At 41.9% G+C, this 24,518-nt stretch carries 21 protein-coding genes and 1 pseudogene; 14 read left to right on the top strand and 8 right to left on the bottom strand.

Features of this window, described 5'->3' with window-relative positions:
• The first annotated feature begins 2 nt into the window (after positions 1-2).
• Positions 3-1,295 carry a threonine synthase gene (thrC, locus tag O7C57_RS17035; protein ID WP_163860684.1) on the top strand — a complete coding sequence of 431 codons (1,293 nt, stop codon included), beginning with the start codon at positions 3-5 and terminating at the stop codon, positions 1,293-1,295.
• A 141-nt stretch (positions 1,296-1,436) separates the two neighbouring features.
• On the opposite strand, the gene O7C57_RS17030 is transcribed toward thrC, so the two are convergent.
• The 4 genes from O7C57_RS17030 to yaaA all read right to left on the bottom strand — a co-directional run bounded on the left by O7C57_RS17030 (position 1,437) and on the right by yaaA (position 4,631).
• The gene (locus O7C57_RS17030) at positions 1,437-2,009 is read right to left on the bottom strand and encodes a hypothetical protein (protein WP_269723372.1); all 573 of its coding nucleotides are present in this window, start codon (positions 2,007-2,009) and stop codon (positions 1,437-1,439) included.
• Positions 2,010-2,075: 66 nt separating this feature from the next.
• Positions 2,076-2,312, bottom strand: coding sequence for a hypothetical protein (locus tag O7C57_RS17025; protein ID WP_154622189.1), 237 nt, complete (start codon positions 2,310-2,312; stop codon positions 2,076-2,078).
• Positions 2,313-2,660: 348 nt separating this feature from the next.
• A complete protein-coding gene (locus tag O7C57_RS17020) occupies positions 2,661-3,656 on the bottom strand; it encodes an aldo/keto reductase (protein ID WP_269723371.1) in 996 nt (331 codons plus the stop codon).
• Positions 3,657-3,854: 198 nt separating this feature from the next.
• Positions 3,855-4,631, bottom strand: coding sequence for a peroxide stress protein YaaA (gene yaaA / locus O7C57_RS17015; protein ID WP_154622018.1), 777 nt, complete (start codon positions 4,629-4,631; stop codon positions 3,855-3,857).
• Positions 4,632-4,915: 284 nt separating this feature from the next.
• Between yaaA and tal the strand changes: the two genes are divergently transcribed.
• On the top strand, positions 4,916-5,869 hold the full coding sequence (gene tal / locus O7C57_RS17010; protein WP_154622019.1) for a transaldolase: 954 nt from the start codon (positions 4,916-4,918) through the stop codon (positions 5,867-5,869).
• A 364-nt stretch (positions 5,870-6,233) separates the two neighbouring features.
• Entirely contained in the window at positions 6,234-6,815 is a 582-nt protein-coding gene (mog, locus tag O7C57_RS17005) for a molybdopterin adenylyltransferase (RefSeq protein ID WP_154622020.1), read from the top strand.
• A 48-nt stretch (positions 6,816-6,863) separates the two neighbouring features.
• Here the strand turns inward: mog and satP are convergent.
• Positions 6,864-7,429 (bottom strand): annotated as a pseudogene (gene satP / locus O7C57_RS17000) (acetate uptake transporter).
• 335 nt (positions 7,430-7,764) lie between these two features.
• On the opposite strand from satP, the gene dnaK reads away from it, so the two are divergent.
• Together dnaK and dnaJ are read left to right on the top strand one after the other, a co-directional pair.
• Positions 7,765-9,678, top strand: coding sequence for a molecular chaperone DnaK (gene dnaK / locus O7C57_RS16995; protein ID WP_154622435.1), 1,914 nt, complete (start codon positions 7,765-7,767; stop codon positions 9,676-9,678).
• A gap of 110 nt (positions 9,679-9,788) precedes the next feature.
• Complete coding sequence (gene dnaJ, locus O7C57_RS16990; protein WP_154622434.1) at positions 9,789-10,931, top strand: molecular chaperone DnaJ; 1,143 nt, start codon at positions 9,789-9,791, stop codon at positions 10,929-10,931.
• Between the two features lie 53 nt (positions 10,932-10,984).
• Here dnaJ and O7C57_RS16985 read toward each other — a convergent pair whose 3' ends face one another.
• Positions 10,985-11,833, bottom strand: a complete 849-nt coding sequence (locus O7C57_RS16985; RefSeq protein WP_196713784.1) for an EamA family transporter — start codon at positions 11,831-11,833, stop codon at positions 10,985-10,987.
• 393 nt (positions 11,834-12,226) lie between these two features.
• Here O7C57_RS16985 and nhaA point away from each other — a divergent pair, with 393 nt between their 5' ends.
• Both nhaA and nhaR read left to right on the top strand, forming a co-directional pair.
• Positions 12,227-13,399 carry a Na+/H+ antiporter NhaA gene (nhaA, locus tag O7C57_RS16980; RefSeq protein ID WP_154622432.1) on the top strand — a complete coding sequence of 391 codons (1,173 nt, stop codon included), beginning with the start codon at positions 12,227-12,229 and terminating at the stop codon, positions 13,397-13,399.
• 184 nt (positions 13,400-13,583) lie between these two features.
• Positions 13,584-14,507, top strand: coding sequence for a transcriptional activator NhaR (nhaR, locus tag O7C57_RS16975; protein ID WP_154622431.1), 924 nt, complete (start codon positions 13,584-13,586; stop codon positions 14,505-14,507).
• Between the two features lie 52 nt (positions 14,508-14,559).
• Here the strand turns inward: nhaR and rpsT are convergent, their stop codons facing one another.
• Positions 14,560-14,820 (bottom strand): 30S ribosomal protein S20, encoded by a 261-nt coding sequence (gene rpsT / locus O7C57_RS16970; protein WP_154622430.1) that lies wholly within the window; start codon positions 14,818-14,820, stop codon positions 14,560-14,562.
• Positions 14,821-15,421: 601 nt separating this feature from the next.
• On the opposite strand from rpsT, the gene ribF reads away from it, so the two are divergent.
• The 6 genes from ribF to O7C57_RS16940 all read left to right on the top strand — a co-directional run bounded on the left by ribF (position 15,422) and on the right by O7C57_RS16940 (position 21,917).
• A complete protein-coding gene (gene ribF, locus O7C57_RS16965) occupies positions 15,422-16,360 on the top strand; it encodes a bifunctional riboflavin kinase/FAD synthetase (protein ID WP_247046873.1) in 939 nt (312 codons plus the stop codon).
• A gap of 28 nt (positions 16,361-16,388) precedes the next feature.
• Positions 16,389-19,199, top strand: a complete 2,811-nt coding sequence (gene ileS / locus O7C57_RS16960) for an isoleucine--tRNA ligase (protein ID WP_154622428.1) — start codon at positions 16,389-16,391, stop codon at positions 19,197-19,199.
• Complete coding sequence (gene lspA, locus O7C57_RS16955) at positions 19,199-19,699, top strand: signal peptidase II (RefSeq protein WP_154622427.1); 501 nt, start codon at positions 19,199-19,201, stop codon at positions 19,697-19,699. The genes ileS and lspA overlap by 1 nt, the downstream gene beginning before the upstream one ends.
• 67 nt (positions 19,700-19,766) lie before the next feature.
• On the top strand, positions 19,767-20,237 hold the full coding sequence (gene fkpB / locus O7C57_RS16950; RefSeq protein WP_154622426.1) for an FKBP-type peptidyl-prolyl cis-trans isomerase: 471 nt from the start codon (positions 19,767-19,769) through the stop codon (positions 20,235-20,237).
• A complete protein-coding gene (ispH, locus tag O7C57_RS16945) occupies positions 20,218-21,171 on the top strand; it encodes a 4-hydroxy-3-methylbut-2-enyl diphosphate reductase (protein WP_154622425.1) in 954 nt (317 codons plus the stop codon). The genes fkpB and ispH overlap by 20 nt, the downstream gene beginning before the upstream one ends.
• 86 nt (positions 21,172-21,257) lie before the next feature.
• Positions 21,258-21,917: an HAD family hydrolase gene (locus tag O7C57_RS16940; RefSeq protein ID WP_247046870.1), complete on the top strand. Its 660-nt coding sequence runs from the start codon at positions 21,258-21,260 to the stop codon at positions 21,915-21,917.
• Positions 21,918-21,987: 70 nt separating this feature from the next.
• Here O7C57_RS16940 and O7C57_RS16935 read toward each other — a convergent pair whose 3' ends face one another.
• On the bottom strand, positions 21,988-23,013 hold the full coding sequence (locus O7C57_RS16935; protein WP_163860691.1) for a TerC/Alx family metal homeostasis membrane protein: 1,026 nt from the start codon (positions 23,011-23,013) through the stop codon (positions 21,988-21,990).
• A gap of 298 nt (positions 23,014-23,311) precedes the next feature.
• Between O7C57_RS16935 and dapB the strand changes: the two genes are divergently transcribed.
• Positions 23,312-24,133: a 4-hydroxy-tetrahydrodipicolinate reductase gene (dapB, locus tag O7C57_RS16930; protein ID WP_269723370.1), complete on the top strand. Its 822-nt coding sequence runs from the start codon at positions 23,312-23,314 to the stop codon at positions 24,131-24,133.
• The last annotated feature ends 385 nt before the right edge of the window (positions 24,134-24,518 follow it).

Genomic DNA, 24,518 nt, shown 5'->3' with positions numbered 1-24,518 from the left:
GAATGAAACTGTATAACTTAAAAGATAATAGCGAACAAGTTAGCTTCGCACAGGCAGTAAAACAGGGACTTGGCAAACAACAAGGCCTATTTTTCCCGCAAGATCTACCTGAATTTAGCGCCACTGAAATTGACGAGTTACTAAAATTAGATTTTGTCACTCGTAGTAGCCGCATTTTGACGGCATTTATTGGTGATGAAATCCCAGAAGCTGAGCTCGCGTCCCGAGTGAAAGAGGCGTTTACATTCCCAGCACCTGTGACGCAAGTTGAGCAAGATGTGGCAACACTTGAGCTCTACCATGGTCCAACATTAGCATTTAAAGATTTTGGTGGGCGTTTTATGGCTCAGGCGTTAGGTCAAGTTGCGGGTGATCAACCTGTCACTATTCTAACGGCCACTTCAGGTGATACGGGGGCTGCGGTTGCACACGCTTTTTACCGTTTAAATAACGTCCAAGTCGTTATTTTATATCCTGAAGGCAAGATCAGCCCGCTGCAAGAAAAGCTATTTTGTACACTGGGTGAAAATATTCATACTGTTGCAATTAAAGATGACTTTGATGCTTGCCAAGCGTTGGTTAAACAATCTTTTGATGATGAAGAGCTAAAAAAAGCACTGCACTTAAACTCTGCTAACTCAATCAATATTAGTCGTTTGCTAGCACAGATTTGTTATTACTTTGAAGCCGTGGCTCAGATCCCTGCGGAAAAACGTGAGCAATTAGTTATCTCCGTGCCAAGCGGTAACTTTGGTGATTTAACCGCGGGGTTACTGGCGAAATCGATGGGGTTACCAGTTAAACGCTTTATTGCTGCAACGAACGTGAATGATACGGTTCCTCGCTATCTTGAAGAGGGGCAATGGAAACCACATCAAACGGTTGCAACCTTATCGAATGCGATGGATGTTAGCCAACCTAATAACTGGCCTCGTATTGAAGAGCTATTCCGTCGTAAAGGCTGGTCGCTTCAACAACTTGGCCATGGTGTCGTGACCGATGACGTGACAAAAGATACTGTCCGTGAATTAGATAGAAAAGGTTATGTATCTGAGCCTCATGCTGCTGTTGCTTATCGCGTATTGCGTGATCAGTTACAAGATGGGGAGTATGGCCTGTTTTTAGGTACTGCACATCCTGCTAAGTTTAAAGAAAGTGTAGAAGAGATTTTGAATAAACCGCTGCCTTTGCCACAAGCCTTGGCTGAGCGTGCAGAGTTACCTTTGTTATCCCATTTCTTGCCTTCAGACTTTGCTAAGTTGAGGGCCTTCTTAATGGAACGTGCACCTAAATAATCGCGTTATGATGAAGCGGAAGCTATCAGCTTCCGTTTCTATTTTTATTCGTCTCATAACGTGATAAAGATAAATTGAAATCAACATAAGTTACAAAGGTCAGGCGATTGAGTGAGCCAGCTAACTCGCCGGTTAAAGGATTTAATTGATAGAACGACGGGCGCTAGCACCATTCAAACCATCTCGACCACCGTTTGGTCCACCGAGGCCACCACGTCCGCCTTCACCACCTTCAGGGCCAGCATCACCGCCGTTACCCCCATTCCCACTCCCTGAGCCATTTCCACCGTTACCCCCATTCCCGCCATTGCCGCCATTCCCGCCATTACCCCCATTGCCATTTCCAGTGCCGTTGCCGCCGTTGCCACCGTTACCGTAGCCATCGCCATTTCCTCCTCGGCCACCATTACCCCCATTAATACCGCCGCTCCCGCCATTTCCACCGTTACCATTGCTGCCTAGTTGTGCATTACCGTCATCGCCGCCATCACCATTTCCTAAACCACTGCCACCATTCCCGCCATTGGCACCGTTTCCGCCATGTCCGCCATTTCCTTGTTTACTGCTATTAAGGTAAAAAATATTGTTATCGCTTGAGATAGCATGTTGAGGGTGAAAGAGCAGCTGTGAGGACACGCGGTTAAAAGAGTGGCTTGGTATTGAGGTTGATACAACAAAAGCAGTGCAGACTATGAGAAATAATTCTTTGGGCATAATTATCCTCCAATCCCCCTTCGTTATTGAAGGGGGATGATCAAGTAAAGTTAAGTCGTCAGCAGATTAGTTGCCATTACCGCCATTACCACCGTTGCCGCCGTTGCCACCATTACCGCCATTGCCACCACTTCCGCCATTACCCCCGTTACCGCCATGACCACCATGGCCACTTTGTCCTAAATATTGACTTGATCCAGAGATTGGATCTGAAAGCATCTCAAGAGCGTTATATTGAAAAACCGAGGCCAAAGATAAAGTAGGGATAAATACAGAAGCAATAAGGATACATTTTATTTTCATATAATTTTCTCTTCGTTAAATGAATTAAATAAACTGCTAACTCAGTTTATGTGTTCATTTATATTTATCAATTTTAACTTGCCATTATGATGGTGTGTTTTTATATTTCTTTGATTTTTATGTTTTTTAGTTTTTAATTAATAGTTTGGTTGAGTATTTTTATTTAAATGATATAAATTATATTTATGTTTTATTGGGTGATAGCATTTTGCGGAAGGGCATTTCTGTATTTGACAACGATGGTATTGTCAGGGCATTGAGTTTAATGAATGGGGGCATTTCTTGAAATAGAATCAGCTGTCTCTGGGCTGTATTTGCAACAAGAGACAGCAAGATGGAAAGCGCGATTTAAATATCGTTTTCTAAGATAAGCTCAATCGTTTTTAGCTCGTCTGCGGTGAATTGGCGGTTTCTTATTATGCCAAGAGCATCATCAATTTGGCTGATTCGGCTAGCGCCAATGAGCACTGAGGTGATGCGATCGTGACGTAAAAGCCAAGCAAGTGCCATTTGGCTCAGTTTTTGCTGACGACTCAACGCTAATTCATTGAGTTTTTTCACCTTCGTTATTACCGCGGAGGTGAGCCTTTCAGGTGGCAAAGAGGGGTTGTTCGCGGCGCGAGAATCAGCAGGGATACCGTTTAAGTAACGATCTGTCAGTATTCCACCAGCTAAAGGGGAGTAAGCTATAGAACCGACCCCTTCATCTTCCAGTACATCAAGTAGCCCTTCTTCCGGATCTCTGACGAGCATGGAGTACTTGGGTTGGTGAATAAGACAAGGGGTACCAAGCTGATTCAGAATATCAATGGCGTCTTTGGCAAGATCGGCGGGGTAGTTGGAGATCCCGACATACAATGCCTTACCTTGACGCACGATCAAATCTAATGCGCCCATGGTTTCTTCGAGTGGGGTGTCTGGATCAGGGCGATGATGATAAAAGATATCAACATAATCTAAGCCCATGCGTTTTAGGCTTTGATTGAGACTGGCTATTAAATATTTTTTACTTCCCCAATCACCATAAGGGCCATCCCACATGGTAAACCCAGCTTTAGATGAAATGATCATCTCATCTCGGTAAGGTAAAAAGTCTTGTTGGAGAAGGCGGCCGAATAGGCTTTCTGCCGACCCAGGGGGAGGACCATAATTATTGGCGAGATCGAAATGAGTAATGCCATGATCAAATGCATGCCTTAGCATGGCTCTGCAATTATCTGAGGATTTATTGTCGCCAAAATTGTGCCAAAGACCTAAAGAAATAAGAGGAAGCCTTAAACCGCTGCGGCCACACAAGCGATACTCCATATCAGTATAACGATCTGTATTTGCAATATAAGGCATACATCACCTCCAAAATGGTTGGCATAGAGACCAAAGCCATATTGTCACAAAAGATATCAGCGCTCTGGTGAATCAATGCTAATTTTTGAGCAAAGTGAAAGTTTTTAGCAAATCTGTGATGGAGGATGAAAAATACACAATATTGGCGATAAGTTGCACAAGGTGATCAGGACTCGTGACCACCTTTGCTTTGAGGAATTAGTGCTGTTCAGGGCGAGTAAAGACTAGCTCATTCCCTTTAGATTGGCTTTCATCGAATTGATAGCCTTCAAGATTAAAATCAACCAATTGTTCTGTTTTGGTGAGTTTATTTTGGATAATAAAGCGGCTCATCAAGCCACGTGCTTTTTTAGCATAGAAACTAATGACTTTATATTTGCCATTTTTTTCATCGAGAAAGACGGGTTTTATCATCGTCGCGTCTAATTTTTTGACGTTGACTGATTTGAAGTACTCATCAGAAGCAAGGTTAACCAAGACCTGATCACCTTGGGCTGAAAGCGCTTTATTGAGCTGATTTGTGATGATATCACCCCAAAATTCATACAAGTCCTTACCGCGAGGATTTTTCAAGCGAGTGCCCATTTCGAGCCGATAAGGTTGCATTAAATCGAGCGGACGTAGCAGTCCATACAGTCCAGATAAAATACGTAAGTGTTGTTGTGCAAAAGCGAAGTCTTGCTCAGAGAATGTTTCGGCCTGCATACCCGTATACACATCACCTTTAAATGCTAATATCGCTTGGCGTGCATTATCTGGCGTAAAATCGGCATGCCACTCACCAAAACGTGCCGCATTTAAGCCTGCAAGTTTATCACTAATTTTCATTAAACTTGAGATATCGGCAGGGGAAAGCTGACGGCAAACGTCAATCAGTTGCTGAGATTCATGCAGTAACTCAGGCTGGGTGAAAGTTTTTGTTGCTAGTGGGCTTTCATAATCTAAAGTTTTGGCGGGTGAAATCGTGATGAGCATGACAAGTTCCCTATAATAAAATGACTATTACCACTTTAGCAAAAATTGATCTTAAATGGCTAATTGATGAGATAAGTAAAAACAATTTTCCTATTTCATCGGGCTATGATTAGCTGGATAAGAAGCTAAAAGGATTCAGTTTTAATTTTTGAAGCGAAAACGATTGCATATCAGTTAGTTGCTTTATAATAGTTTTAGTCGCTTGCAGCAACTCGGATGCGTGATATTATCATTGTACGGTGCGGCGTTTGCCTCAATTCCTTTATAACAACGAGATTAAAGAAATGACCGATAAATTAACCTCCTTACGTAGTCTAACCACCGTTGTTGCTGATACTGGCGATATTGAAGCGATGAAGCTTTATAAACCACAAGATGCGACAACTAACCCTTCTTTGATTCTGAATGCAGCACAAATTCCTGAATATCGTAAGCTTATTGACGAAGCTGTCGAGTGGGCTCGTAAGCAAAGCAATCACCGCGAACAGCAGGTTATTGATGCTTGTGACAAACTAGCCGTTAATATCGGTTTGGAAATTCTAAAATTAGTTCCGGGCCGTGTTTCAACTGAAGTTGATGCACGTCTGTCTTACGATGAAGAAGCGTGTATTGCTAAAGCGCGTCGCCTGATCAAGTTGTACAACGAAGCGGGTATCAGCAATGATCGTATTCTGATTAAACTGGCTTCAACTTGGCAGGGTATCCGTGCCGCAGAGAAACTGGAAAAAGAAGGTATTAACTGTAACCTAACATTGTTATTCTCTTTTGCTCAGGCTCGTGCGTGTGCTGAAGCTGGCGTTTACCTGATCTCTCCATTTGTGGGTCGTATCCTTGATTGGTACAAAGCGAATAGCGACAAAAAAGAATTTGCGCCACATGAAGATCCAGGCGTTATTTCAGTCACTGAAATCTATAACTACTATAAAGCACATGGCTACAAAACAGTGGTTATGGGTGCTAGCTTCCGTAACGTAGGGGAAATTCTGGAATTGGCAGGTTGTGATCGCCTAACGATTTCTCCAGCATTACTGAAAGAGCTATCAGAAGCACAAGGTGAGGTGGTACGTAAACTTGTTGATTCAGGTAAAACTGCTGAGCCAGAAGCTAAACTGACCGAATCTGAGTTCTATTGGCAGCATAACCAAGATCCGATGGCGGTAGATAAACTGGCTGAAGGTATCCGTAAGTTTGCCATTGACCAAGAAAAACTGGAAAAAATGATCGCAGACTTGCTGTAATTCTGCTGTTATTTTAACGAAACCCAGCCATAGGCTGGGTTTTTTGCGTTATAGGGGAAAACGGCATTGATGCTTTGTTACTCGCAGCGGTATCCGTTCCAACATATAAGGGAGAGTGACTCGTGAACAGTTGCGTTTGAATATGATGAGGTTTTTATTTTTATCGGCATAACAAGCAGTACTACAACCTTTAAGCATTTTATTATTGCTATCAATTCCACATTTTCTTTTAACTTTACCATTATAGCGATATGTAGCACTGAAACCTGTTACCTCACGTGATATTATAGGCCCATCATGGGTATCATGATGACTATTCACGTTATGAGAATAAGCATTTTATAGGTTATTTATTGAGGTTGGTATGGATGAATTGCGCATAGGTTTGGTTTCGGTTTCTGACCGTGCTTCAAGTGGTATTTATGAAGATAAAGGTATTCCCTCTTTGGAAGCATGGCTTGCAAAAGCGTTAACAACGCCTTTTCGTATTGAAACTCGCCTGATCCCTGATGAGCAAATCATGATTGAGCAGACGTTGTGTGAGTTGGTGGATGAATTTGCTTGCCATTTAGTTTTAACGACCGGAGGAACTGGACCTGCTCGTCGCGATGTCACTCCCGATGCCACATTAGCGATTGCGGACCGTGAAATGCCCGGCTTTGGTGAGCAAATGCGTCAAATTAGCTTGAAGTTTGTACCAACAGCCATCCTTTCCCGCCAAGTTGGGGCGATACGCAATCAAGCATTAATTTTGAATTTGCCCGGTCAACCGAAAGCGATAGCAGAAACATTGGAAGGATTGAAAGATGCTGAAGGGAATGTGATGGTATCAGGGATTTTTGCTAGCGTTCCCTATTGCATTCAACTTCTTGATGGGCCATATGTGGAAACAGACCCAGCGGTTGTTAAGGCTTTTAGGCCGAAGTCAGCGATCCGTAGTGAATGATTGCTAGGTCAGGTGAGGTTAGCTCACCTGACAGCTATTCCTTTAAAATCAGTGACGTTGCCCTATAGGCAAAATGGTTTTGCCATATTGCTCATTCAATACCTCAGCCATGGCCAAGTAAAATGCACTTGCGCCACATATTATCCCTTCATAACCCGCAATGGTTAACAGCGTTGCATTATTCGTTAAATTACCGATTGCGAGTAATGCAAACAGTACGGTGAGGCTAGCAAAGATGAATTGCAGGGCGAAATTAGCTCTGAATGTTCCAAGGAACATAAAGAAGGTAAAGATACCCCAAATGAGTAAGTAAATACCTAAGAAGTCTGGAGACGTTGCTTCAGCTAAACCCATTGTTGGCAAAAATAGTAAGCCAACTAATTTAACCAAAACATGCCATATGAACTAAATGCAGTTGCGCCAAACGTATTTCCTTTTTTATATTCAATAAGTCCGGCAATCACCTGAGCAATACCACCATAAAAAATTCCCATGCTCAAAATAACCGATGAGAGAGGGAAAAAACCTGCATTATGGAGATTAAGCAGAATTGTTGTCATACCAAAGCCCAATAAACCAAGTGGACCCGGATTAGCAATAGCGCTAGATTGCATATAACCTCTGGTTAAAAATCATTAATATTCAATAAGATATAAAGTAACTCCGCCAGCTGTTCTCAGTTGGCGGCGAATAATACGCAGTTTTTATTGTTGAAACAATGATCAAAAGACAGTTTTTTTTGCAAAAAATATGAAATTTTTTTAAGTCGTCCCCTTGATGAATGAATTTACGACCCCATCTTTACAGCATCACTCGTGATCAATCGAATTATTGCATAAAGCAAAAAAATTGAGTCTCGGAGTAAAAACTCCCTTGAAAATGAAATATTGAGCCTCATATAGATTGATATCGAAATTGAATAGAAAGAATTCCTTTGGAGGCGTTTTAGATGGGTAAAATTATTGGTATCGACTTGGGTACAACTAACTCATGCGTTGCAATTATGGATGGCACAACTGCTCGTGTTCTAGAGAACAGCGAGGGTGATCGTACTACTCCTTCCATCATTGCGTACACACAAGACGGTGAAATTTTGGTCGGTCAGCCAGCAAAACGTCAGGCAGTGACCAACCCAGAAAATACATTGTTTGCGATCAAACGTTTGATCGGTCGTCGTTTCCAAGACGAAGAAGTTCAGCGCGACGTTTCTATCATGCCATACAAAATTATTGCGGCAGATAACGGTGACGCTTGGTTAGATGTGAAAGGCCAAAAAATGGCTCCACCACAAGTTTCAGCTGAAGTTCTGAAAAAAATGAAAAAAACAGCAGAAGATTACTTGGGTGAACCAGTAACAGAAGCTGTTATTACCGTACCAGCCTACTTTAACGATGCTCAGCGTCAAGCAACTAAAGATGCGGGCCGTATCGCTGGTTTAGATGTTAAGCGTATTATCAACGAACCCACAGCAGCTGCATTGGCTTATGGTTTAGATAAAGAAATCGGTAACCGTACTATTGCTGTTTACGACTTAGGTGGTGGTACCTTTGACCTGTCAATCATTGAGATTGATGAAGTTGACGGCGAAAAAACGTATGAAGTGCTAGCGACCAATGGTGATACTCACTTAGGTGGTGAAGACTTTGATAACCGTTTGATCAACTACTTAGTTGAAGAGTTCAAGAAAGAGCAAGGTGTTGACCTACGCAATGATCCGCTGGCAATGCAACGTCTGAAAGAAGCGGCAGAGAAAGCGAAAATCGAACTTTCTTCAGCACAACAAACAGATGTGAACCTGCCGTACATTACTGCGGATGCAACGGGTCCTAAACACATGAACATTAAAGTGACTCGTGCAAAATTAGAGTCACTGGTAGAAGATTTAGTTAAACGCACCATGGAGCCGGTTAAAGTTGCTCTACAGGATGCGGGTCTGAATGTGAATGATATCAGCGATGTTATTTTAGTTGGTGGTCAGATTCGTATGCCAATGGTTCAAAAAGCTGTTGCTGATTTCTTCGGTAAAGAACCACGTAAAGATGTTAACCCAGATGAAGCAGTTGCTATTGGTGCCGCTGTTCAAGGTGGTGTATTAGCTGGTGATGTTAAAGACGTTCTGTTACTTGACGTGACTCCACTGTCTTTAGGTATCGAAACGATGGGTGGCGTGATGACGTCGTTAATTCCGAAGAACACCACTATCCCTACTAAACATAGCCAAGTGTTCTCAACAGCGGAAGATAACCAAGCAGCGGTGACTATTCATGTTCTGCAAGGTGAGCGTAAACGTGCAAGTGATAACAAATCATTAGGCCAGTTTAACTTAGATGGTATTCAGCCTGCTCCACGTGGCATGCCGCAAATTGAAGTGACATTTGATATCGATGCTGATGGTATCTTGCATGTATCAGCAAAAGATAAAAACAGTGGTCGCGAGCAAAACATTACCATTAAGGCTTCTTCTGGTCTAAATGACGAGGAAATCGAAAAAATGGTACGTGACGCGGAAGCGAACGCAGAAGCTGACCGTAAATTTGAAGAGTTAGTTCAAGTTCGTAACCAAGCTGACCAGTTGATTCATGGTACTCGTAAACAAATCGAAGAAGCTGGCGACAAGCTGCCTGCTGAAGATAAAGAAAACATTGAAAAAGCAACATCTGAGCTGGAAGCGGTAAGTAAAGGCGAAGATAAAGCAGAAATCGAAGCGAAGATTCAAGCTTTGGTCACTGCTTCTGCTAAACTTCTGGAAATTGCACAGCAACAAGCTCAGGCTGGCTCAGCGAATGCAGGCGCAGAAGCTAAGAAAGATGACGATGTCGTTGATGCGGAATTCGAAGAAGTTAACGATAAAGATAAAAAATAATGCCCTTAGCGGGCGCAGTGACCTTGCTAATGGTTATTAATGGTTACTGATACCGAACACGGGCGTCGAGGAAACTCTACGCCCGTGTCGGCATGTTAAGGGTAAAATAAATGGCAAAAAGAGATTTTTATGAGGTATTAGGCCTCGAAAAAAATGCTTCTGATAAAGATATCAAACGCGCATATAAGCGTTTAGCGATGAAGTACCATCCTGACCGTAATCAGGATAAAAAAGATGAAGCAGAAGTTAAATTTAAAGAGATAAAAGAAGCTTACGAAGTCCTTTCTGATGAGCAGAAACGCGCCGCCTATGACCAATATGGTCATGCAGCCTTTGAACAAGGTGGCTTTGGCGGCGGCGGCGGTGGTTTTGGCGGCGGTGCGGACTTTAGCGATATCTTTGGTGACGTCTTCGGTGATATTTTTGGAGGCGGCCGCAGACAGCAGCGCCCAAGCCGTGGTTCTGATTTACAATACAACATGGAACTGACTCTTGAGGAGGCTGTCCGTGGAGTGACCAAAGAGATCCGTATTCCAACGTTGGAAACTTGTGATATTTGCCATGGTAGTGGTGCTAAACCCGGAACGAGTGCTGATACTTGCCCAACTTGTCATGGTATGGGACAAGTCCACATGCGTCAGGGATTCTTTTCGGTACAACAGCCTTGTCCTACGTGTCATGGCCGCGGTAAGGTCATTAAAGATCCGTGCAACAAGTGTCATGGTCATGGACGTGTTGAGCGCTATAAAACATTATCCGTTAAAATTCCAGCGGGTGTAGATACTGGCGACCGTGTTCGTTTGTCTGGTGAAGGTGAAGCAGGCGAAAATGGTGCACCAGCAGGCGATTTATTTGTTCAAGTGCATGTATTACCACACAATATTTTTGAGCGTGAAGGTAATAACCTGCATTGTGAAGTTCCGATTAACTTTGCAATTGCGGCATTGGGCGGAGAAATTGAAGTCCCAACTCTTGATGGACGTGTAAAACTCAAAATCCCTGCGGAAACGCAAACGGGCAAGATTTTCCGTATGAAAGGTAAAGGCGTGAAATCCGTTCGTGGTGGGTTACAAGGTGATTTGATGTGTCACATTGTGGTTGAAACGCCAGTTAAGTTAAATGAGAAACAAAAAGAGTTACTCAAAGAGTTTGGTGAGTCACTAGGTGGTAGCAGCGGTGAAAAAAATAGTCCGCGCACAAAAAGTTTTTTAGACGGTGTTAAAAAATTCTTTGATGACCTGACTAATAAATAATTGAAAATGCCCGCTAGCTGCGGGTATTTTTTATCAGTGATTATAATTGCTGATTAGCTAGCCAGCTTTGCAAGTAATACACCGGATAGAATGACTAAGCATGCAATAATTCGCATCATATTAAATTTTTCTTTTAAGAAAACGATGGATAAAAACATTGCGAAAAGTACGCTGGTTTCTCTGATGGCTGCCACTAACACAATAGAGGCTTGGCTCATAGCCCAGATGGCAATGCCATAACTTATCAGCTGCATTAGCCCTCCCATTAGTCCAGAACGCCAATACTGCCTAATACCTTGAAATAATGTTGTTTTGTATTTTATTATGCCGGGAATGATGAGCACTATCCCATTGAGTAAAAATAGCCATAACGTATAAATAATCGGATCTTCACTGGCGCGAGAGCCTTGTCCATCTGATAAGGTATAACAGGCTGTGAAAAACGCGGTACATAATGCGTAAAATAGTGCTTTTCCCTTGATATTAAAGGTAAATTTTTTGCCTGCAAATGCAATAATCACCACACCACTTATAATCAATAAAATACCTAGAAAACCAGATAATGAAAGCATCTCATTAAAAATGATGAGGCTGAGTAATGCGGTAATCAGTGGGGCGGAACCACGGGAAATCGGGTAAATCTGCCCTAAATCACCATGTGTGTATGCTTGGCTCAAAAAATAGGTATAGCCAATATGAAAAATGACAGACAAAGTTAACCAAGGGAGGGCATTAACGGGAGGCAGTCCAAGTAGAAATAGGGCCGGTAGCGTTAATACTCCTGAAAAAAAGGCGATCATGACGAGGCCAAAAAAACGATCGTTACCAAATTTAACTAAAGCATTCCAACACGCGTGACAAAATGCGGCAAATAATACAGCCAGTAAGATAGTCGTCGTCATAAGAAAATAGCATTTATTTAAAATAGTTACCCAGTATTGCGTAATGGAACATTTTTGTGAAGCGCTTCGAGAGGCTTCTCTTTTTTTTGCAAACCAAAATACAGGTTTACGAGCCTATACGCACAAAAACAGTCTTGTCTAAAAATCGCCTCGTTACACAGCAAAAGTCGTTTATTTTAGCTAAAGAAACTGAATCGAGTCTGCTGCTGAAAAAAGAAAAAGATAAAATCAAAATAATTTATTTATACTTAAATTTAACGATAATTTAGCAAAAAGAGTGAGCAATTTCGCATATTGTTCGGTAATGTCGATCTATTATTGATAAATAAACGACTTTTTACGAATTAATGATTAGCATAATATTAACACTCTATTTATTTTGGGGTTAAACATATGACAGCAATCATCCGTAAATTTTTAAGGTTAGAAGCAGCAGGAGGGCTACTCCTAATTATTGCTGCCATAGTCGCATTAATTATGGCGAATTCGCCAGCTCAGGGGCTATATCAGCAATTTTTAGATATCCCTATTTCCGTGAAAATTTCATCACTAGAACTAGATAAACCGTTAATTTTATGGGTTAACGATTTTTTGATGGCTATTTTCTTTCTCGTTGTGGGCCTTGAAGTTAAACGAGAGTTACTTGAAGGTTCATTAGCGGGGAAAGACAAAGCGATTTTTCCCGCGATTGCAGCATTAGGGGGAATGTTAGCTCCTGCGTTAATTTATTTATTATTTAATGGTGCAGATGAGGTCACTCGCCAAGGTTGGGCAATACCCGCAGCAACAGACATTGCTTTTGCATTAGGTGTAATGGCTCTATTAGGGAAGCGGGTACCAACAGAACTGAAAGTCTTTTTGTTAGCTTTGGCGATCATTGATGACCTTGGTGTCATTGTAATTATTGCTTTTTTCTACACGAGTTCATTATCGCTAGTTGCGCTTGGCCTAGCCGCTTTGTGTGTTGCCTTATTGGTCTTCATGAATTGGCGAAGAGTTGAAAACACCGCGGCATATTTAGTCATTGGACTGATTCTTTGGGTATGTATTCTCAAGTCTGGAGTTCATGCAACGCTTGCTGGTGTTATCGTTGGATTCTTGATTCCGCTGCGTGGTACTAACAATACCAAACCATCAGAAGAACTCGAACATGTGCTACATCCATGGGTCGCTTACATGATTCTACCTATCTTTGCTTTTGCAAATTCAGGAGTACAATTAAACGGCGTCACATTCGATGGATTAATAAGCACATTACCTTTGGGGATCGCTGCGGGCTTATTATTTGGTAAACCATTAGGTATTTTTCTGTTTAGCTGGATTTCGGTAAAACTTGGGTTTGCGAAGTTGCCTGAGTCTATCAATTTAAAACAGGTATTTGCCGTTTCAGTCTTATGTGGAATCGGTTTTACTATGTCTATTTTTATTACAGGACTCGCATTTGACGGGCTGGATGATAGCTATAGCACCTATTCAAGACTGGGAATTTTGATTGGATCAACACTCGCTGCGTTTTTAGGTTATTTTTTATTAAGAGTAGTCTTACCGAAGATTCAACAAAAGTAACTATTGTCTGAATTCCGATAATTTCAGAAATAAATAGTAAGAATTCCCGAGTTAATGGACTATGATATACCCACAACACGCATTGTTCGTGTTGTGGGTATTTCCATAATAACTCCTGCAAAAGGGGCAGAGAAAAACAGTATGGTCAGTATTGATTATTATTGGCGGTACAGAAGGAATCGATATGCGGGTTTCACATCTTAATTTTAATCATCTTTATTATTTTTGGCATGTATGTAAAGAAGGTTCTGTCGTTGGGGCAGCCGAAGCGCTGTATTTAACGCCTCAAACGATTACCGGACAGATAAAAGCATTAGAAGAACGATTAGGTGGCAAGTTATTTAAGCGTCAAGGGCGTGGATTAGTTCCATCGGAGCTTGGGCAACTCATTTTTCGCTACGCAGATAAAATGTTTATGTTAAGCCAAGAGATGCTTGACATAGTTAACTACAGTCGAGAATCAAACCTTTTGTTTGATGTTGGCGTTGCCGATGCGTTATCAAAACAATTAGTCAGTCGCGTTTTAGAAACTGCTGTCGTTGAACATGAACAGATTCATCTACGCTGTTTTGAATCGACGCACGAAATGTTACTCGAACAACTGAGCCAACATAAACTGGATATGATTTTATCGGATTGTCCAGTGGACTCATCACAGCAGGAAGGCTTATTTTCTGTGAAGTTAGGTGAATGCAGCGTCAGTTTCTTCTGCCGTCAACCCATACCTAAGAAACCTTTTCCTGAATGTCTAGAAGAACGTCGTTTATTAATACCGGGTCGCCGTTCAATGTTGGGACGCCACTTATTGACTTGGATCCGTAATAAGAATTTGCAAGTTGAAGTACTGGGTGAATTTGATGATGCTGCGTTAATGAAAGCCTTTGGTGTGTCTCATAATGCAATCTTTGTGGCGCCATCATTATATGCCGCGGATATTTTGGAAGGTGAGGATGTTATCGAACTAGGCCGGTTAGATAGCGTTAAAGAAGAGTATTTTGTGATTTTTGCAGAACGTATGATCCAACATCCAGCCGTTCAGCGTGTCTGTAATAAAGATTTTTCCAATTTATTCTCTGCGCCATTTGATAAACTTGAGAAAAAAGTATGACAGACAAAAAAACCGGCAAGAGCCGGTTTTTTTAGCTAATCAAGAAGCAATATTACATCGCTTTGATTTGAGCTGCTAAGTTAGCTTTATGACGAGCAGCTTTATTTTTGTGGATCAGGCCTTTAGTGGCGTGACGATCAACAATAGGTTGCATGTCATTGAATGCTTTCTGAGCTGCTTCTTTATCGCCAGCTGCGATCGCAAAGTAAACTTTCTTGATAAAAGTACGCACCATAGAACGACGGCTAGCGTTATGCTGACGACGTTTCTCAGATTGTATAGCGCGTTTCTTAGCTGATTTGATATTAGCCAAGGTCCAACTCCCAAATGTATTCTATTGAGGACAATTCAAAGGTCGAGGAATATGCCCTTTCGGCCTTCATTTGTCAATGGATTTGTGCAAATAAACGTCGTGTACATCGACGCATGTGCGGTTGTGAATGGTGCAAGATTCTACCAGCAAATGCTAGAGGAATACAGATCTTCACACGAAAAAAAGCGTATTTGATGACACATAATAAAAAAAATTTTTACTGAAAAAATTTTTGAGGTGAAGATAATAGCGGTGGGTATGATTATTGAACAAAAATTGGTTATTTGTTATTCATTGATAACAATAGGTTGCATAAGTCTGTACGAAAGTCAGAAAAATTTACGATTTTTCGAGACCTCAGCGCAATTTTGTTGTATTGATAATCCATTGGTTATCCCTATATTTTGATCTTTATATTCGCGATAGAGAATTTTGACCAGTTAAAAGTCATTAAGCAGTACGGTTTATCTGGGCCAAAAGCTCCCTTTAAGTGATATTTTGATCAAAAAATGGCGATTGAATGCAACCTTTTACGAACTTGGGTTAACCTTAAGCGTCGTACAAGGTATAATCCAGCAATTTCCTCGGTATTGAGCCTGTTATGGAGCTAATTCGCGGTATACAAAATATCCGGGCGCACCATCATGGTTGCGTGCTGACTATTGGTAATTTTGATGGTGTCCATCGTGGGCATCAGGCTTTACTTCAAAATTTGAAGCAAAAAGGTGAGCAGTTGGGGTTACCCACTGTTGTGATGATTTTTGAACCACAACCTCTTGAGTTTTTTATCGGTGACAAAGCACCTGCTCGTCTGACTCGTTTACGAGATAAAGTGAAATACTTGGCTGATAGTGGGATTGACTACCTACTATGTGTTGAGTTCAATCAACACTTTGCCTCTTTAACACCCGATGAGTTTGTTGCAGAGTTACTGGTAAAAAAACTGGGCGTGAAATATCTCGCTATTGGCGATGATTTTCGTTTTGGCAAGAATCGCATGGGAGATTTTGCTTTCCTACAGCAAGCAGGCAATCAGTATGGATTTGAAGTCGCGGATACTGAAAGTTTTTGTGATTCAGGGCTACGTATCAGTAGTACTGCGATTCGCAAAGCAATACAAGATAACGATCTGGCATTAGCGGAAACGTTATTAGGCCACCCATATCGTATCAGTGGACGCGTTGTTCATGGAAATCAACTTGGGCGTACTATTGGTTTCCCGACGGCTAATTTGCCGTTAAAACGATTAGTCACACCAGTGACGGGTGTGTATGCTGTAGAAGTTTATGGTTTAGGGGATAAGCCTCTACCCGGCGTGGCAAATATTGGTACTAGACCAACAGTATCTGGTAAAGGCCAACAATTAGAAGTTCATCTAATTGATGCCAATATGGATTTATATGGACGTCATATTGATGTCGTGTTACGTAAGAAGTTACGTGACGAACAGCGGTTTGCTTCATTAGACGCGCTTAAGGAGCAAATTGCTAAAGATGTGATTGTGGCTAGAGATTACTTAGCTGCAACGAATGTCAGATAATTTAGCGGAAAAATGGAACTGAGAATCGATGAGTGACTATAAAAATACCCTGAATCTACCAGAAACAGGGTTTCCAATGCGTGGCGATCTCGCTAAACGCGAACCACAAATGTTAGAACGTTGGTACAAAGAAGGTTTGTATCAAGCTATCCGTCAGGCAAAATTAGGTAAGAAAACGTTTATTTTGCATGATGGCCCTCCGTATGCTAACGGTAGTATTCATATTGGTCACTCAGTTAACAAAATTCTCAAAGACATTATTATTAAATCCAAAGGGTTGGCGGGATATGATTCCCCATACATCCCTGGTTGGGATTGCCATGGTTTACCTATTGAACATAAAGTTGAGCAAATAGTCGGTAAGCCAGGGGAAAAAGTTTCCGCCGCTGAATTTCGCGCACAATGCCGTCAATATGCGAAAGAGCAAATTGAAGGCCAAAAAGCTGACTTTATTCGCCTTGGTGTTTTGGGTGAGTGGGATAAGCCGTATCTGACGATGGACTTCAAAACAGAAGCAAACATTATCAGAGCCTTAGGGAAAACTATCGCGAATGGTCATCTAGTGAAAGGGGCAAAACCTGTTCACTGGTGTACAGCTTGTGGTTCTTCACTCGCCGAAGCAGAAGTGGAATACTATGATAAAACGTCACCCTCTATCTTTGTGCGCTTCCCTGCGATAGATAGTCATGCGGTGTACGAAAAATTCGGTGTGGCGGGCGATAAAACGCCAGCGTTAGTTATTTGGACAACAACGCCTTGGACGTTACCTGCGAACCGCGCTATCTCACTGAACCCTGAGTTTAAATACCAGCTGGTTGAAGCCAATGGCGAAGTGGTTATCCTTGCTGCTGATCTCGTTGAAGATGTCATGAAAACAGCGGGCATTGAGTCTTGGAAGGTGCTGGGTGAATGTGAAGGTAGTGCCCTTGAATTATTGCGCTTCCAGCATCCATTTATGGGCTTTGATGTTCCTGCTATCTTAGGTGATCACGTAACCTTAGATGCAGGTACAGGGGCAGTACATACTGCGCCGGGACATGGTCCTGAAGACTATGTCGTCGGTCAAAAATATGGTCTAGAAACGGCGAACCCAGTCGGTCCCGATGGTTGCTTCCTTGCGAACACATACCCAACATTAGATGGTGTGTTCATCTTCAAGGCTAACGATGTCATTGTTGAATTACTCAAAGAAAAAGGCGCATTGCTGTATAAGCAAGCAATTTCACATAGCTATCCATGCTGCTGGCGTCACAAAACGCCGGTTATTTTCCGTGCTACACCACAATGGTTTATTGGCATGGATAAAAACGGTTTACGTGAGCAATCATTAAAAGAGATTGATATCGTTCAGTGGATCCCTGGTTGGGGTCGTGCACGTATTGAAGCCATGGTTGAAAATCGCCCTGACTGGTGTATCTCTCGTCAGCGTACTTGGGGTACCCCGATGTCGCTGTTCGTGCATAAAGACACTGAAGAGCTACATCCTCGCACGTTGGAGTTGATGGAAGAAGTCGCTAAACGTGTTGAAGTGGATGGTATCCAAGCATGGTGGGATCTGGATCCAGCAGAACTATTAGGTGATGAAGCTGAAATCTACCGTAAAGTGCCAGACACATTAGACGTATGGTTTGACTCAGGGTCGACCCACTTTGCCGTTGTGGATGCGCGCCCAGAGTATCATGGTAACTCAGCCGACATGTACCTTGAAGGTTCAGACCAACATCGTGGCTGGTTTATGTCGTCATTAATGCTGTCAACAGCGATGAAAGGTAAAGCACCTTATCGTCAAGTACTGACGCATGGTTTTACTGTCGATGGTCAAGGCCGTAAGATGTCCAAATCTTTAGGCAATACGATCAGTCCACAGGATGTGATGAATAAACTGGGTGCGGATATTTTACGTTTATGGGTAGCATCAACAGATTACACTGGTGAAATTGCAGTGTCTGATGAAATCTTAAAACGTGCCGCTGATTCTTACCGCCGTATTCGTAACACCGCGCGCTTCTTACTTGCTAACTTAAATGGCTTTAATCCTGAAACGGATATGGTGAAGCCTGAAGAGATGGTGACGTTGGATAGATGGGCGGTGGGACGTGCGCTAGAAGCACAAAAAGAGATCACAAAAGCGTATGATGAATATGATTTCTTATCCGTCATTCAGCGTTTAATGCATTTCTGTTCTATCGAAATGGGCTCTTTCTATCTGGATATCATTAAAGATCGCCAATATACTGCGAAAAGTGACAGCTTAGCGCGTCGTAGCTGCCAAACTGCACTATTCCATATTGCGGAAGCGCTTGTTCGTTGGATTGCACCTGTGCTTTCTTTCACCGCGGATGAAATATGGAACGAATTGCCGGGTGAGCGTGCTAAGTTTGTATTAACTGAAGAATGGTATGATGCCTTGTTTGGCTTAGCGGCATCTGAAGAGATGAACGATGACTTCTGGGCTGAATTGCTCGCTGTTCGTGGTGAAGTGAACAAAGTTCTTGAACAAGCTCGTGCGGATAAACACATTGGTGGTTCGTTAGAAGCCTCTGTTGTCTTGTATGCAGATAAAGATCTAGCCGCTAAACTGAACAGTTTATCAGATGAATTACGCTTTGTTCTTTTGACCTCTCAAGCTTCCGTTGTTGATATTGCGTCAGCGCCAGCGGATGCACAGGCGTCTGAGCTGAGTGGTTTAAAAATTGGCTTTAGCAAAGCTTCCGGTGAGAAATGTCCTCGCTGTTGGCATTATGCTAATGATGTAGGTTCCGTTGCGGATCACCCTGAACTGTGTGGTCGCTGTGTCACTAACGTAGCCGGAAACGGTGAAATACGTAAATTTGCATAATGAAGAAACCGATTTGTTCTACTGGATTGCGCTGGCTGTGGTTAACCGTTGTATTGATAGCATTGGATTTAGGCATCAAACAGTTAGTCTTGAAAGAGATGACGCTGTATGATGCGCATCCAGTCATGCCTTATCTCAATTTAATGTATGCACAGAACTTCGGTGCTGCATTTAGCTTTCTCGCTGATGAGGGCGGCTGGCAACGCTGGTTCTTTGCTGGGGTAGCCATCGCGATATCTATCATCCTAATGGTGATGATGTATCGCCAAAGTGCGCAAAAACGCTTAAGCAATATTGCGTATGCGCTAATTATCAGTGGAGCAATTGGTAATCTTAGTGACCGGTTGATGCACGGTTTCGTTGTCGATTATATTGATTTTTATATTGGTAATTGGCATTACCCAACATTCAACCTTGCAGATATTGCGATTTGTATTGGTGCTGCTTTAGTGATCTTAGAGGGTTTCTTACCGGATAAGGACAAAAAGAAAGCAAATTAACTGATATAATAACCCTCAGCCCGGTTTTGCCGGGCTGATTTTTATCATAGCAAAATAGGTTCGATTTATGTCTACTCAGGTACAACCGCACAGTGCCGTATTACTGCATTTCACCTTGAAATTAGAAGATGGTTCAACGGCGGATTCTTCACTTAGTCAGGGGAAACCTGCATTATTTAGTTTAGGTAATGGCTCGCTTTCTCCTGAGTTAGAAGCGCAGCTATTGGGGCTAAATGTCGGTGAGAAGAAAAGTTTTTCTTTGCCAGGAGATACCGTATTCGGTAAGCATAATCCTGATTTAATTCAATACTTTTCATTACGTGATTTCACTGAAACAGGGATACCTGAGATAGGGACTATTATGCTTTTTTCTGCAATGAATGGCAGTGAAATGCCAGGGGTAGTAAAATCAATAGAAGGTGAGTCAGTCACTATTGATTTTAATCACCCGTTAGCAGAGCAAGAAATCACTTTTGATATTGAAGTACTTGAAATTGACCCGCAATTGGAGAGTCAAAATGCAAATATTAATGGCTAACCCTCGTGGCTTTTGTGCAGGGGTAGACCGCGCAATCAGTATTGTAGAAAGAGCACTTGAGCTTTATGGTGCCCCTATTTATGTACGTCATGAAGTGGTTCATAACCGTTATGTGGTGGATGATCTACGTCAGCGCGGTGCTATTTTTATTGAAGAGATCTCTGAAGTACCCGATGGTTCTATCCTTATTTTTTCCGCTCACGGTGTTTCACAAGCGATCCGCCAAGAAGCACGTTCACGTGATTTAACGATGCTATTTGATGCTACCTGCCCATTGGTCACGAAAGTGCATATGGAAGTAGCGCGTGCGAGCCGAAAAGGCAAAGAAGCCATCTTGATTGGTCATGCAGGTCATCCTGAAGTTGAAGGTACCATGGGGCAGTATAACAACCCTGAAGGTGGAATGTACCTTGTTGAGTGCCCAGAAGATGTTTGGAAACTACAAGTGAAAGATGAAAACAACTTGTGTTTTATGACGCAAACAACGCTTTCTGTTGATGATACCTCAGATGTTATCGATGCTTTAACACAACGTTTTCCAAGTATTGTTGGACCACGTAAAGATGATATTTGCTATGCGACAACTAACCGACAAGAAGCCGCCCGTGAACTTGCCGAACGTGCTGACATTGTGCTGGTTGTTGGCTCGAAAAACTCATCGAACTCAAACCGCTTGGCAGAGTTAGCCTCTCGGATGAAAAAGCCGGCTTATCTAATTGATGGCGCAGAAGATATTAAAACTGAGTGGCTATCTGATAAAAATATTATCGGTTTAACAGCGGGAGCTTCGGCGCCGGATATTCTAGTTCGTCAGGTTATCGATAAGCTTCAAGAACTTGGTGCGAATGAGGTAGTGGAACTACAAGGCCGTGAAGAAAACATCGTGTTTGAAGTGCCTAAAGAGCTACGTGTTGAAGTCAAACAAATTAGCTAAGGCGAGTGATCTTAGCGACTAATAATACCTCTGATCTGCTGATTGAAAGCAGCTCAGAGGAAGGCATCGTTTTGGAGTCTTCAGTCGTGTCTAATAATACCGACCATTCAGTTAATGTACTCTCTGTTTTTGATTTTGATGGCACATTAACGTACCACGATAGTTTTATCCCATTTTTGAAGTTTGTTTTTGGCAAATACCGTTTTTCTCGCAAGATTATTAAATTAGTTTTACCGACTCTGCAATGCGCGAGAAGAAAGCTTACCCGTGATGAATTAAAAGAAGTGCTAATTAAAACCTTTCTGACTGGGGTTGATGAAAAATGGCTGAGAGAAAAAGCAGAGCAATTTTGTGAAATTTATTGGCCTAAACTAATGCGCCCTGAAGGGGTGTTAGGTGTTGCCGCTGAAGTAGAGAGCGGTGCTGAGGTGACGATTTGTTCTGCCTCCCCTTCTTTGGTGCTTAAACCTTTTGCCAGAAGACTGGGAATAAAACTGATTAGTACCGAACTTGAAATTGTCGATGGGAAATTAACCGGTAACCTTGTTGGACAAAACTGTCGTCGAGAACAAAAAGTTAAACGCTTAGAGCAAGTGTATGGTGATTTAACTCAGTATCATTTACGCGCTTGGGGGGATACTCGTGGGGATTTTGAGTTACTGCAAGCGGCACAAGATGCGCATTGGCGTCATTTCCATAAAAAGCATTATCACTACAAGCACCGACAGGTAGTTGCGAAAGATTAATGGCACTACTTACCAGCCTATTGAGAAGTCATTTTCAACAGGCTGATAATTTTGCTTCAAAGTGATTACACTAGAGTTTCTTCTTCTTTGGCAATAGCACACTGGCCATCACGCCTAACGCTAACACACCAAGCACAACCCATAAACTCATGTTTGTTGAAATGCTATAGCCATGCTGCCACAAGTGATCTGTTGCATTTAAGCCCAGTTTAATTGCGATAAAAAACAGCAGTATGACAACGGCTTTTTCGAGATAGACCAAATATTGTTTTAGTGCTTCAAGCACAAAATAGAGTGTACGTAGACCGAGTATGGCAAACATCATCGCGCTGTAAACAATTAATGGCTCACGGCTGACTGCAATAATTGCAGGCACAGAATCAAAGGCAAACATGACATCCGATAATTCAATAATCGCGACACACAACAGTAGTGGAGTCGCGTAATAGGTTGCTTTACTGTTTCTCCCTATCATGATGTCTTTATTTTCAGGTTTACTGAGCTCAGTATCGACCTCTTTTTGGGTGAGTAAAAAAGCATGCCCTTGAATTTTAGGCCATAAAGGAAAAAAGCGTTTAACCAAACGATAGGCAAGATGTTGGGAGTAATCTTCGATCTTCTCTTCCACTTTTTGATTTTTTAGCATCATTACAGCTGACCATGCAACAACGAGTGCAAAAATCATTTCAACATAAGGCCCTAAGCTGAGAAGTCCTGTACCGATGGCGACAAAAATACCTCGAAAGACCATTGCCCCGATAACTCCCCAGTACAAAATGCGATGTCGATAATGATCTGGTACCGAGAACCATGAAAAGATAGCCATCATTAAAAATAAGTTATCTATAGAAAGGACTTTTTCTAGTACGTAGCCGGTGATAAATAAACTAGCGGTTTCTGAGCCATGATGAAAATATAAGAATGCTGCAAAAGCCATCGCAATCAGAATCCAAAAAAGGGACCAGAAAATGGCATTTTTGAGTGTAATGGGGCGGTCGGAACGGTGCATGAATAAATCGATCGCAATCGCTGCGATGGCTAATATCACAAAGACCGTAACGGTTTCTGTGGGAAAGCCAATATGTGTGGAAACCATAATAATCCCTAAACAATGGTAATACCTAATAAGCTTAATCCTGTTATGACAAGATGCACAACCATTTTTCTATCTAGCTCACATTTTTAGCATGTCTTGTCGAAACAGGAGTGACAACTTTTTCTGATAATTTCTCGTTGTTATACGCTTTTGTTAATAATTCATGATTAGAACTAGCACAGTATCAAGAGGCTCGTTAAGCTATGTCACAATGATTTTTCAAATGACCATGCTGTGAGAAGATGCGATGGCTTATCGAGCCATACAATCACAGCGAAACGGCTAAAAAGGATATGAAATGACGCATTCGACGGTACGAGTTGCAATTGTTGGTGCAGGTGGGCGTATGGGACGCCAGCTGATTCAAGCTGCACAGAATCAAGAGGGGATACAGTTAGGTGCTGCAATTGAGCGAGAAGGTTCATCTTTGATTGGAACCGATGCGGGTGAACTCGCGGGAGTGGGTAAATTGGATATCTCTGTTGTTGATAGCTTGGATAAAGTGGTCAATGATTTTGATGTTGTGATTGATTTCACTCGCCCTGAAGGAACATTGTGTTATTTGGCATTTTGTCGCACACATCAAAAAGCCATGGTAATAGGGACTACGGGGTTTGATGAACAGGGTAAACAAGCGATAGCAGATGCCGCTAAATCTATCCCTATTGTTTTTGCCGCAAACTTTAGTGTTGGGGTTAACTTAGTGCTGAAATTGCTAGAAAAAGCGGCGAAAGTGATGGGAGATTACACCGATATTGAAATTATAGAAGCGCATCATCGACACAAAGTTGATGCTCCTTCAGGGACTGCACTCGCAATGGGGGAATCGATCGCTACCGCACTGGGTAAAGACCTTAAGGATTGTGCTGTGTATACCCGAGAAGGCTATACAGGTGAACGTGAAGCAGGAACAATTGGTTTTGCGACCGTGCGTGCGGGAGATATTGTTGGAGAACATACTGCAATGTTTGCTGATATTGGCGAGCGTGTGGAGATTACTCACAAGGCATCCAGTCGAATGACTTTTGCTAATGGGGCAATTAGAGCTTCTGGGTGGGTAGTATCTCAAAAATCAGGGTTATATAACATGAAAGATGTGCTTAACTTGGAAGATTTGTAGTTTTATAGTGTTATGTATTGATTGCAAATCATGATGTTATTGTTATATGTGTTATGATTTGCAATCTATGATTCCATTTTGTTTTGTTTGTTGTGTTTATCTCTGTTTTCCTACCTAAATTTCTGTATTTTGTTTAAAAAATAAACTTTTATTATCTTTCTTTCAGTATTACCATAACTTATTCAGTTAATTTAGTTTGCAACCGTTTACGTTGTTATTATGGCTGCTGGTTTTAATGCTCGTTCCAGTAAAAATCAGGCTGATAAGCAAAAAAGTAAGAAAAAAATGAAAAAAATGTGTTTTTTTCTAGACAAGACTCCATCTCATCATTAGAATGCGCGCAATTTGCCAAAAATTTGCTTAAAAACGCATTTTGGCATTGATT

Source organism: Providencia sp. 21OH12SH02B-Prov, from assembly GCF_027362595.1.
GTDB classification, from domain to species: Bacteria; Pseudomonadota; Gammaproteobacteria; order Enterobacterales; family Enterobacteriaceae; genus Providencia; species Providencia zhejiangensis.
Note: the sequence above shows the minus strand (reverse complement) of the source record. Positions and strands in the feature narration are given on the sequence as shown.

Coding starts and splice junctions, on each gene's coding strand:
- thrC (WP_163860684.1), top strand. CDS start 3: ATGAAACTGTATAACTTAAAAGATAATAGCGAACAAGTTAGCTTCGCA.
- O7C57_RS17030 (WP_269723372.1), bottom strand. CDS start 2,009: ATGCCCAAAGAATTATTTCTCATAGTCTGCACTGCTTTTGTTGTATCA.
- O7C57_RS17025 (WP_154622189.1), bottom strand. CDS start 2,312: ATGAAAATAAAATGTATCCTTATTGCTTCTGTATTTATCCCTACTTTA.
- O7C57_RS17020 (WP_269723371.1), bottom strand. CDS start 3,656: ATGCCTTATATTGCAAATACAGATCGTTATACTGATATGGAGTATCGC.
- yaaA (WP_154622018.1), bottom strand. CDS start 4,631: ATGCTCATCACGATTTCACCCGCCAAAACTTTAGATTATGAAAGCCCA.
- tal (WP_154622019.1), top strand. CDS start 4,916: ATGACCGATAAATTAACCTCCTTACGTAGTCTAACCACCGTTGTTGCT.
- mog (WP_154622020.1), top strand. CDS start 6,234: ATGGATGAATTGCGCATAGGTTTGGTTTCGGTTTCTGACCGTGCTTCA.
- dnaK (WP_154622435.1), top strand. CDS start 7,765: ATGGGTAAAATTATTGGTATCGACTTGGGTACAACTAACTCATGCGTT.
- dnaJ (WP_154622434.1), top strand. CDS start 9,789: ATGGCAAAAAGAGATTTTTATGAGGTATTAGGCCTCGAAAAAAATGCT.
- O7C57_RS16985 (WP_196713784.1), bottom strand. CDS start 11,833: ATGACGACGACTATCTTACTGGCTGTATTATTTGCCGCATTTTGTCAC.
- nhaA (WP_154622432.1), top strand. CDS start 12,227: ATGACAGCAATCATCCGTAAATTTTTAAGGTTAGAAGCAGCAGGAGGG.
- nhaR (WP_154622431.1), top strand. CDS start 13,584: ATGCGGGTTTCACATCTTAATTTTAATCATCTTTATTATTTTTGGCAT.
- ribF (WP_247046873.1), top strand. CDS start 15,422: ATGGAGCTAATTCGCGGTATACAAAATATCCGGGCGCACCATCATGGT.
- ileS (WP_154622428.1), top strand. CDS start 16,389: ATGAGTGACTATAAAAATACCCTGAATCTACCAGAAACAGGGTTTCCA.
- lspA (WP_154622427.1), top strand. CDS start 19,199: ATGAAGAAACCGATTTGTTCTACTGGATTGCGCTGGCTGTGGTTAACC.
- fkpB (WP_154622426.1), top strand. CDS start 19,767: ATGTCTACTCAGGTACAACCGCACAGTGCCGTATTACTGCATTTCACC.
- ispH (WP_154622425.1), top strand. CDS start 20,218: ATGCAAATATTAATGGCTAACCCTCGTGGCTTTTGTGCAGGGGTAGAC.
- O7C57_RS16935 (WP_163860691.1), bottom strand. CDS start 23,013: ATGGTTTCCACACATATTGGCTTTCCCACAGAAACCGTTACGGTCTTT.
- dapB (WP_269723370.1), top strand. CDS start 23,312: ATGACGCATTCGACGGTACGAGTTGCAATTGTTGGTGCAGGTGGGCGT.